Below are 3,354 nucleotides of genomic sequence, written 5' to 3' on the forward strand. Positions count from 1 at the left end.
AGGATATTTCAAAAACCGATAAAGTTAGTAAAGAGTATGTTGTTGATTTTTTGAAAGTTTATTTTACAAAAAAGAAACCTGGATCTAATCGATCAGAATATAAAAAATACATGACAACCTCGGCATATAATCATGAAGTTATGCTAGAGGAAGAACCAATGCTGAAATATAGAATACAGAACATGAGAAATTTCAAGTATAAATCATCTAAAACCTATTTAGGACAAGATGATAATGTAGTTTATGTGACAGCAAAATATAGTTATGATGCTTATGAAAAAGATCCAGATGTTACAGAATCTAATAAGATTTCTATGACGAATGAATACAGTTTAAAACTATCTTATAAACGGGATAAAGAGTCTGGTAAATGGCTTATAAATGACTGTGAAGTGGTTTCTTTAGACCCAGTAGAAAACCATTAGAATAGGAGAAAAAATGGTAGATCAATTTAAAGTTAAAATGTTTAAAATAACCTTGTATGTAGTTGGGGTTATTGTGATATTTCTTGTTGGTTTTGGATTTGGTCAAATTGGTCACGGTTCAAAACAAAAAGATAATGCTCCTAAACAAGTAAAAGTAACGAATAAGGAACTTACTCAAAAAGAAGTAGAGAAGTTTCTTATTTCCTACTTTACAAAGAAAGAGTTAGGGGAGAATGATGAACGCTATAAATCATATGTAACAACAGGACTTTATGATAAATTGACAGAACTTGAAAAGAAGTCTAGTCAACAAGCGTATAAAGGGTATTATGTAAATTATACTTATGAATCATCTGATATTTATATCAATAATAAAAAAAATACAGCTCTAGTAGTTGTAAATTATCTATATGATTCTAAAAAAACTCTAGATTCTAAAGAGCTTGCTCAGAAAGGAATAACTGCTAAAGCAACTTATAAATTAACTTATAGCAACTCAGATGGGAAATTTCTTGTATCTGATATCGTATCTCAAAATATTGTAGATGGAGATAATTTAATGTTAGATACAGGATTCATACAAGATGAACAAACTGAAAAACCTGATCAAACAGGACAAACGGAGGAGCAACATGAATAATTGTATTAATCTTACAGGAAGATTAGTAGAAGATCCTGAAATAAAAAAAATTAGTGAAAGAGCTAGGGTATGTAATTTTACCCTAGCATCTCAGAGAGATCGAAAAGGTGAAGATGGCAAATATACAGCAGATTTTATTGAGTGTGTGCTACTTAATACATTTGCTGATAAGTTTGTAACCTATGCTAGAAAAGGTGATCTTATACAGGTTATAGGACGACTAGAAACCACTATTAGTAAAAAAAGCGAATATTCAAGAAAATACTATAAAGTACATTGTGACAAATGGTATTTGTTGAATAGTGCTAGTGGTTCAGAACCACAACTAACAGAAGAAGAAGCAGAAAAATAAAATATTTATAATTATATTGACAAATATAATTATAAATGATATTATATATAAAGGAGGTGGATGAAATGACAGAAAATGAAATGATAGAAAAATTTACAATTAACTTGCCAAAAGCAACAGAAAAAAAGTTGTTAGCTCGATATGAGGATATGATTCAAAAGGCAATAGAAAAATCATTTCAAGATAAAGAGCTTTATAAACCTTTTGTACGTATGGCTGGTTTAACTCGTTGGTTAGATGTCTCTACAACTACAGTTATCAAATGGCAACGTGAAGGAATGCCTCATATTGTTATTGATGGGGTCACTTTATATGATAAACATAAAGTGACTGAATGGCTACAAAAATACGAGAGATAATCTCTTTATCGGACAAATGTCCAGACAAAAGTCGGACAAATGTCCAGACGAAGATCGGACAAAAGTCCAGACAAAGATCGGACAAAAGTCCAGACAAAGATCGGACAAAAGTCCAGACAGAAGTCGGACAAATGTCCATGCTAAGTAATAAATATAACGGAGAATATAACAATGACAGAAACACAAGTTACTAAGAAATTAAACGCTAAAAAAGAGGCTTTACGAAAAGAGGAGGAGAAACAGAAAAAAGTTAATGCGAAAATTGCAACCTTGAAAAAAGAAATAGCTGATTTAGAAATTAAAAGGCAATCAGAAATATTCAAAGAATATGGCTTTGAATCTATAGAAGATTTAGAGAACTTTCTAAAACAAAATAAAGGGAACTAAAAACCTTATGAACAAAACTCAGGAGGGTTAAAATGGTATTTAAAGTAACAAATTCTCTAACAAACTCTACTAAAACAGAACAAAATCAAGACAGTTTAATACGATATCTTGAAGAAGAGCATAATAGAGCATCTAATTTAAACTATACTGCGAATATTCATATTAGCAATATTGACAAGAAAAATCAGATTATTTCAGAAATAAGTTGTGAGCTGCCTTTTCCATCAAAACAAGAAATCTCATTATTTGTATCTGATTTTGTAAGTAGTAGTGGTGACAATCAGAAAAGCAAGAAAATTAATTTGCCTTTCTTTAAGGGATCAACACCAACTGTAGATCCAGTAGTACCTGCTGAAACACCAAAGCCTACAGAACTAACACCAACTGTAGATCCAGTAACCCCTACTGAAACACCAAAACCTACAGAACCAACACCAACTGTAGATCCAGTAGTACCTACTGAAACACCAAAACCTGCAGATGCAACACCCAAAAAAACCGGCACTTACAAAGCACCGGCAACACAACCCAAAAATACTAACCGTTCAAAACTTTATAAAGGAATTTCAGCAGTTGTTTTAGGTTTTACAGTATGTCTACTATCTATCAATTCTGTTGCTTTGCTATCAACTCAAAAGAAGTTAGCAAACACAATAGATAAAGTAGAAAAACAATCAGAAGCCCTTGAAAAAAGTGGCGATAATTCAACTGATGTCTTTAGTAGATATTTTATTTCAAATTATCTGCGTGATGCAAAGACAGCAAATGATTTTTCAGATAATGAAAATTTAGAAAAAAATGGTTTATCTACTCCGTCCTCGGCAAGTAGCATTATGCTATTTTCTAAGGAAAAAAAAGGCGATAAGTATTTAATGACTTATGTTGTTACTTATACAGTAGATACCAATACATTTACTAATAAAATGAGTTTTGAAATCAAAAAATCAGATAAAGCTAAATTTGGATATTTAGTAACCTCTGATAAGATCACTCTTTCAGACTATACCAAATAGGAATAGGAGAGAAAAATGATTGATCAAAAAGAAATAGCAATGCAAGCTAATAGCATATCATTTAGGACGATTGAAGATACAGCAAAAGCGATTTTAGCTATTCTTAATCAACTTACAGATAAATATGAATCGCATAAATCCAAACAGGGAGGAGTATATACCAAAAAAGAATTTATTA

The 3,354-nt window shown here is 31.1% G+C and carries 6 protein-coding genes; all 6 read left to right on the plus strand.

The window, feature by feature from the left end; genetic code table 11:
- Positions 1–425, plus strand: a 425-nt coding sequence (locus I2E70_RS10390; RefSeq protein ID WP_195424672.1) for a hypothetical protein, incomplete at its 5' end; no start/stop codon positions are given.
- A gap of 13 nt (positions 426–438) precedes the next feature.
- Positions 439–1,065 (plus strand): hypothetical protein, encoded by a 627-nt coding sequence (locus I2E70_RS10395; protein WP_195424674.1) that lies wholly within the window; start codon positions 439–441, stop codon positions 1,063–1,065.
- Complete coding sequence (locus I2E70_RS10400; protein ID WP_155173280.1) at positions 1,058–1,417, plus strand: single-stranded DNA-binding protein; 360 nt, start codon at positions 1,058–1,060, stop codon at positions 1,415–1,417. Before I2E70_RS10395 ends, I2E70_RS10400 begins: the two co-directional genes overlap by 8 nt.
- 80 nt (positions 1,418–1,497) lie before the next feature.
- Complete coding sequence (locus tag I2E70_RS10405) at positions 1,498–1,776, plus strand: DNA-binding protein (RefSeq protein ID WP_195424682.1); 279 nt, start codon at positions 1,498–1,500, stop codon at positions 1,774–1,776.
- A 171-nt stretch (positions 1,777–1,947) separates the two neighbouring features.
- A complete protein-coding gene (locus tag I2E70_RS10410) occupies positions 1,948–2,163 on the plus strand; it encodes a hypothetical protein (RefSeq protein ID WP_195424676.1) in 216 nt (71 codons plus the stop codon).
- A 32-nt stretch (positions 2,164–2,195) separates the two neighbouring features.
- Entirely contained in the window at positions 2,196–3,176 is a 981-nt protein-coding gene (locus tag I2E70_RS10415) for a hypothetical protein (RefSeq protein ID WP_195424678.1), read from the plus strand.
- Positions 3,177–3,354: the final 178 nt, after the last annotated feature.

Source organism: Streptococcus parasanguinis (assembly GCF_015556095.1).
Classification (GTDB): Bacteria; Bacillota; Bacilli; order Lactobacillales; family Streptococcaceae; genus Streptococcus; species Streptococcus parasanguinis_Q.

Coding starts and splice junctions, on each gene's coding strand:
- I2E70_RS10395 (WP_195424674.1), top strand. CDS start 439: ATGGTAGATCAATTTAAAGTTAAAATGTTTAAAATAACCTTGTATGTA.
- I2E70_RS10400 (WP_155173280.1), top strand. CDS start 1,058: ATGAATAATTGTATTAATCTTACAGGAAGATTAGTAGAAGATCCTGAA.
- I2E70_RS10405 (WP_195424682.1), top strand. CDS start 1,498: ATGATAGAAAAATTTACAATTAACTTGCCAAAAGCAACAGAAAAAAAG.
- I2E70_RS10410 (WP_195424676.1), top strand. CDS start 1,948: ATGACAGAAACACAAGTTACTAAGAAATTAAACGCTAAAAAAGAGGCT.
- I2E70_RS10415 (WP_195424678.1), top strand. CDS start 2,196: ATGGTATTTAAAGTAACAAATTCTCTAACAAACTCTACTAAAACAGAA.